General features: G+C 33.8%; 4 protein-coding genes and 2 pseudogenes. 5 read left to right on the top strand and 1 reads right to left on the bottom strand.

Annotated elements, in window-relative coordinates; translation table 11 throughout:
* The first annotated feature begins 381 nt into the window (after window positions 1-381).
* The 5 genes and pseudogenes from EF384_RS09255 (at window position 382) to EF384_RS09235 (ending at window position 4,720) form a co-directional block, all read left to right on the top strand.
* Window positions 382-1,044, top strand: a complete 663-nt coding sequence (locus tag EF384_RS09255) for a CadD family cadmium resistance transporter (RefSeq protein WP_123781390.1) — start codon at window positions 382-384, stop codon at window positions 1,042-1,044.
* 98 nt (window positions 1,045-1,142) lie between these two features.
* Window positions 1,143-1,589, top strand: a complete 447-nt coding sequence (gene lspA, locus EF384_RS09250; protein ID WP_048729591.1) for a signal peptidase II — start codon at window positions 1,143-1,145, stop codon at window positions 1,587-1,589.
* 180 nt (window positions 1,590-1,769) lie between these two features.
* Window positions 1,770-2,006: pseudogene (locus tag EF384_RS09245) on the top strand (DDE-type integrase/transposase/recombinase); the annotation flags it as partial.
* Between the two features lie 190 nt (window positions 2,007-2,196).
* On the top strand, window positions 2,197-2,562 hold the full coding sequence (locus EF384_RS09240) for an ArsR/SmtB family transcription factor (protein WP_123781389.1): 366 nt from the start codon (window positions 2,197-2,199) through the stop codon (window positions 2,560-2,562).
* Window positions 2,563-2,590: 28 nt separating this feature from the next.
* The gene (locus EF384_RS09235; RefSeq protein WP_123781392.1) at window positions 2,591-4,720 is read left to right on the top strand and encodes a heavy metal translocating P-type ATPase; all 2,130 of its coding nucleotides are present in this window, start codon (window positions 2,591-2,593) and stop codon (window positions 4,718-4,720) included.
* A 211-nt stretch (window positions 4,721-4,931) separates the two neighbouring features.
* Here EF384_RS09235 and EF384_RS09230 read toward each other — a convergent pair.
* Window positions 4,932-5,162, bottom strand: a pseudogene (locus EF384_RS09230) (DDE-type integrase/transposase/recombinase); the annotation flags it as partial.
* Window positions 5,163-5,350: the final 188 nt, after the last annotated feature.

Below are 5,350 nucleotides of genomic sequence, written 5' to 3'. Positions count from 1 at the left end.
TTTAAAACTTTGCAACAGAACCGAGAAGTCCACTCTTCATAACCAAAAACGGTCGTTTATGAAATAATAAGACTAATACGTACAATAGATTTGTTTGTTTTGCTTTTCAATTTACTCTCACTTTTTATTTTCACTCAAACCAACATTTTAATGTTGACATTTTACGTTAATAATTTTATTCTAAAAGCACAATATATTCAAACAAATATTTGAATAATAACTTCAATATTTTTACATAAAATACTATCTATTAATTTTAGGATCGTGCTAAGCGAAATTCCAAGTCATTACATGAAGGAGAAATAATAGAATGTGTAACAAACTAACATAACTAAATATCTATTATTCCGTTTATGGAGCAATTTAAAAAGGAGTTTTTTTATGAATTTAATTTTAACCATTCTCTCTGCTTTAGGGTCTTTTATAGTAACCAATATCGATGACATTTTTGTCTTGATGTTGCTGTTCTCTCAGGCAAGTTCACAAGCTAAAGCAAGTAATGGACGAACGATGAAGGGAAATCGTATTTATCCTAAAGATATAGTCATTGGTCAATATCTTGGTTTTGCACTTTTAGTTTTAATCAGTCTTTTAGCTACATTTGGAGTAACACTCATTCCTGATCAATGGGTGGGTTTATTAGGACTAATCCCGATCTATTTAGGAGTTAAACTGTTTATAAAGGGTGAAGATGAAGATGAAGGTGCTATTCTTTCTAGTTTAAATAAATTTAATAAGTTCTATTTAAGTGTAGCATTTATCACATTTGCCAATGGTGGAGACAATATTGGAATTTATATTCCATTCTTTTCTACTTTAAATAACAACCAACTGGTCATTACAGTTGTTACTTTCTTTATAATGGTTGCGGTTTGGTGTTTAATCGGCTATCGTCTAGCAAGATTTAGATATGTTTCTGAAACACTTGAGAAATACGGCCGATGGCTTATTCCAATTGTGTTTATAGGATTAGGATTTTATATCATGGCAGAAAATAATATATTTTCTAATCTGTGGTCTGACTTCGTAAATTTAAATTCCTAATTAACCGTAATAGTTCAAAAATTTTATTGTTATATCCCCTTTCCTTTTAAAGTAATGAGTATAAATCTTTATAGAAAATAAACTTTGAGGTGACGACTTTGTATTGGATCATTATTCTCACACTAAGTATTGATCAGTTTGTTAAATATTTAGTTAGAAATTTTATGGACTACGGGCAATCCATTCCCATTATCAATGGTTTTTTCCAATTAACATCTCATCGAAATGCAGGTGCTGCTTGGGGAATTTTTTCAGGACAAAAAATATTCTTAATTAGCATTGCCATTATTGTTATAGTCGTTGGTCTTATTTATTCTCGTAAAGTAACTGATAAGCTAACGCGTATAGCCTTTGGCTTTTTTATAGGAGGTGCAATGGGAAATGTTATAGACCGTTTAATTTTTGGGGAAGTAACAGATATGTTCGAAGTTACATTTATTAATTATCCAATTTTTAATACTGCGGATGTATTTTTAGTTAGTGGAGCTATCTTATTTCTTATTAGTACTTATAAAGAGTCAAAATTAGAGGATAATCAAACTTAAAGATTTTTTTGTTTTTTGCAAATTTCAATCCCACGAATAACCAGCTATGTATGACGATTGTTGATAGGAAATAACAACAAAAAAGAAATAGCATGGTTAATATGAATTACACCCATGCCGGGCACACAAATAAAAGGTTATCCTAAATATCAGGATAGCCTTTGACCGTTTAAAGAATACGGCTTTTATCAAGGGACAGAACATCATACCATTAAATACCTGAATAATTTGATTGAACAAGACCATCGTCCAGTAAAGAGACGCAATAAATTCTATCGAAGTTTACGCACTGCCTCTACCACGATTAAAGGCATGGAAGCCATTCGAGGATTATATAAGAAAACCCGAAAAGAAGGCACTCTCTTCGGGTTTTCGGTCTGTACTGAAATCAAGGTATTATTGGGAATCCCAGCTTAAATCATAGATACCGTAAGGGATTTTATTCTTTATCTAAAACTTTGCAACAGAACCAGAATAATTATTTACTGCAAACTAAAGAAAAATTGCTTTTTATGTAAATTACATTCAAACATATACTTGACTATTTGGTTTTTGTTAATTTATAATGATAATCAAACATACATTTGATTGATAAGAGGTGAAAAATTTGCAAAATGATGCATGTAAAGTTACGTGTATAGATGAGGAAAAAGTCAAAAGAGGTAAAAAAGAACTACTCAAACAAAATCCTTTGGAAGTAGCCAAAGTTTTTAAAGCTTTATCGGATGATACTAGGATTAAGATTGCGTATACTCTCTCTTTAGAAGATGAATTGTGTGTATGTGATGTAGCGAATATTGTTGGTGCTACAATTGCCACAACATCTCATCATTTGAGGTTACTTAAAAATCTTGGATTAGCTAAATATCGAAAAGAAGGTAAGTTAGTCTACTATTCATTAGATGATGATTATGTAATGAAACTAATACAGGTTGCATTTGCACACCACAAGGAGGTTGTTAAAATTGTCTGAAGCAAAAGCATTAGAGACTGAAAAAAATATGTACCGTGTTCAGGGGTTTACATGCGCAAACTGTGCGGGAAAGTTTGAAAAAAATGTTAAAAGACTTCCAGGAGTTGAGGATGCAAAAGTAAATTTTGGTGCATCTAAGATATCCGTTTACGGGGATGCAACGATTGAAGAACTTGAAAAAGCAGGTGCATTCGAGAATCTTAAAGTAGCTCCTGAAAAATCTGCTCGCCAAGTTTCACAAGAGGTAAAAGAAGATACGAAAGAAGATAAAGTGCCATTTTATAAAAAGCATAGTACTCTACTTTATGCTTCCTTATTTATTGCCTTCGGTTTACTTTCTTCGTTTGTGAATGGAGAAGAGAACATTGTTACTACCTTATTATTTTTAGCATCCATGTTAATCGGAGGGTTATCACTCTTTAAAGTTGGATTACAAAACTTATTACGCTTTGAATTTGACATGAAAACCCTTATGACAATAGCTGTTATAGGTGGGGCCATTATTGGAGAATGGGCAGAAGTTGCCATTGTTGTTATTCTCTTTGCAATTAGTGAAGCACTTGAGCGATTCTCTATGGATAGAGCAAGACAATCGATTCGTTCATTAATGGATATCGCGCCCAAAGAGGCACTTGTTAGACGGAATGGACAAGAAATCATGATTCATGTCGATGATATTGCTGTTGGCGATATCATGATTGTAAAACCTGGTCAAAATATTGCGATGGATGGTGTAGTCGTAAGTGGCTACTCTGCCGTCAATCAAGCAGCTATTACAGGCGAATCAGTCCCTGTTGAGAAAACGGTTGATGATGAAGTATTTGCAGGTACCTTAAATGAAGAAGGATTACTTGAAGTAAAAATAACAAAACTTGTTGAAGATACAACCATTTCTAAAATTATTCATCTTGTTGAGGAAGCACAAGGAGAACGCGCTCCTTCGCAGGCATTTGTCGATAAATTCGCAAAATATTACACACCGATCATTATGATCATTGCAGTATTAGTGGCTATAGTCCCTCCTTTATTCTTTGATGGCAGTTGGGAAACATGGGTTTATCAAGGATTAGCTGTTCTTGTTGTTGGTTGTCCATGTGCGTTGGTCATATCGACTCCGATTTCTATTGTTTCGGCAATTGGGAATGCTGCGAAAAAAGGGGTTCTTGTAAAAGGCGGAGTGTATTTAGAAGAAATGGGTGCCTTAAAGGCCATAGCATTTGATAAAACGGGTACCTTAACAAAAGGTGTTCCAGTTGTAACTGATTTTAAAGTGTTGAATAATCAAATGAATGAAAAAGAATTATTGGCGATCATTACTGCATTAGAGTATCGTTCTCAGCATCCTCTTGCTTCAGCTATCATGAAAAAAGCAGAAGAAGAAAACATTTCATATTCTGATGTACTGGTAGAGGATTTCTCTTCTATTACAGGTAAGGGTATCAAAGGTATTGTAAACGGGATGAATTATTATATCGGTAGCCCGAAACTCTTTAAGGAATTATTGACTACTGGCTTCGATAAAGACTTAGAGCAAAATGTTAATACTCTTCAAAATCAAGGTAAAACAGCCATGATTATTGGAACCGAAAAAGAAATACTTGGAGTTATTGCAGTTGCTGATGAGGTTCGTGAATCAAGTAAGGAAATTATTCAAAAGTTACATCAACTTGGAATCAAAAAAACAATTATGCTTACAGGTGATAACAAAGGTACAGCGAATGCAATCGGTCAGCATGTCGGAGTATCAGATATTCAAGCTGAACTGATGCCTCAGGACAAATTAGACTATATTAAACAATTAAGGTCCGAGTATGGAAACGTAGCCATGGTTGGAGATGGTGTCAATGATGCTCCTGCGTTAGCAGCTTCTACAGTTGGAATCGCAATGGGTGGAGCTGGTACAGATACAGCCCTGGAAACGGCAGACGTCGCTTTAATGGGAGACGATTTAAGAAAACTTCCATTCACTGTAAAATTAAGCCGAAAAGCTCTAAATATAATCAAAGCAAACATTACTTTTGCAATTGTTATTAAATTTATTGCCTTATTATTGGTTATCCCAGGTTGGTTAACGCTCTGGATTGCCATCCTTTCAGATATGGGCGCAACCCTTCTTGTAGCATTAAATAGTTTGCGACTTATGAAAGTGAAAGAATAAAGGGAAAAGGGCTCTCCAGACAGATTGGAAAGCCCTTTTCTAAAGTAATCACATTATAGTTATCCAGTCTAATTAAAAATGAAAAGATTGGGTATAAGTAAAACATCAGATTGTAATTATATATAAATCTCTATATTTGAACAAAAACAATTTAATTGGTTCTGTTGCAAAGTTTTAGATAAAGAATAAAATCCCTTACGGTATCTATGATTTAAGCTGGGATTCCCAATAATACCTTGATTTCAGTACAGACCGAAAACCCGAAGAGAGTGCCTTCTTTTCGGGTTTTCTTATATAATCCTCGAATGGCTTCCATGCCTTTAATCGTGGTAGAGGCAGTGCGTAAACTTCGATAGAATTTATTGCGTCTCTTTACTGGACGATGGTCTTGTTCAATCAAATTATTCAGGTATTTAATGGTACGATGTTCTGTCCCTTGATACTATATAGAAATAACGTTCTTTTTTAAAAATATGATTTATCGTTGATGTGACAGTGTTTTTATGTATTTTTGTGGTTGATAAGAATGAAAAAGAAACACATGTTTTTAAACATGCCTTAAAATTAATGTATCAAGTTGATGAATAATAAAAGCCCCCCTGACGAAATAAAATGGACCCTATAGAATGG

The sequence above is a fragment of the Aerococcus agrisoli genome (assembly GCF_003797145.1).
Lineage (GTDB): Bacteria > Bacillota > Bacilli > Lactobacillales > Aerococcaceae > Aerococcus > Aerococcus agrisoli.
This window is presented reverse-complemented; position numbering and strand designations above follow the sequence as displayed.

What these genes read in the sequence shown, in the direction of transcription:
- EF384_RS09235 (WP_123781392.1), top strand. Translation starts at nt 2,591, where the DNA reads ATGTACCGTGTTCAGGGGTTTACATGCGCAAACTGTGCGGGAAAGTTT.
- EF384_RS09255 (WP_123781390.1), top strand. Translation starts at nt 382, where the DNA reads ATGAATTTAATTTTAACCATTCTCTCTGCTTTAGGGTCTTTTATAGTA.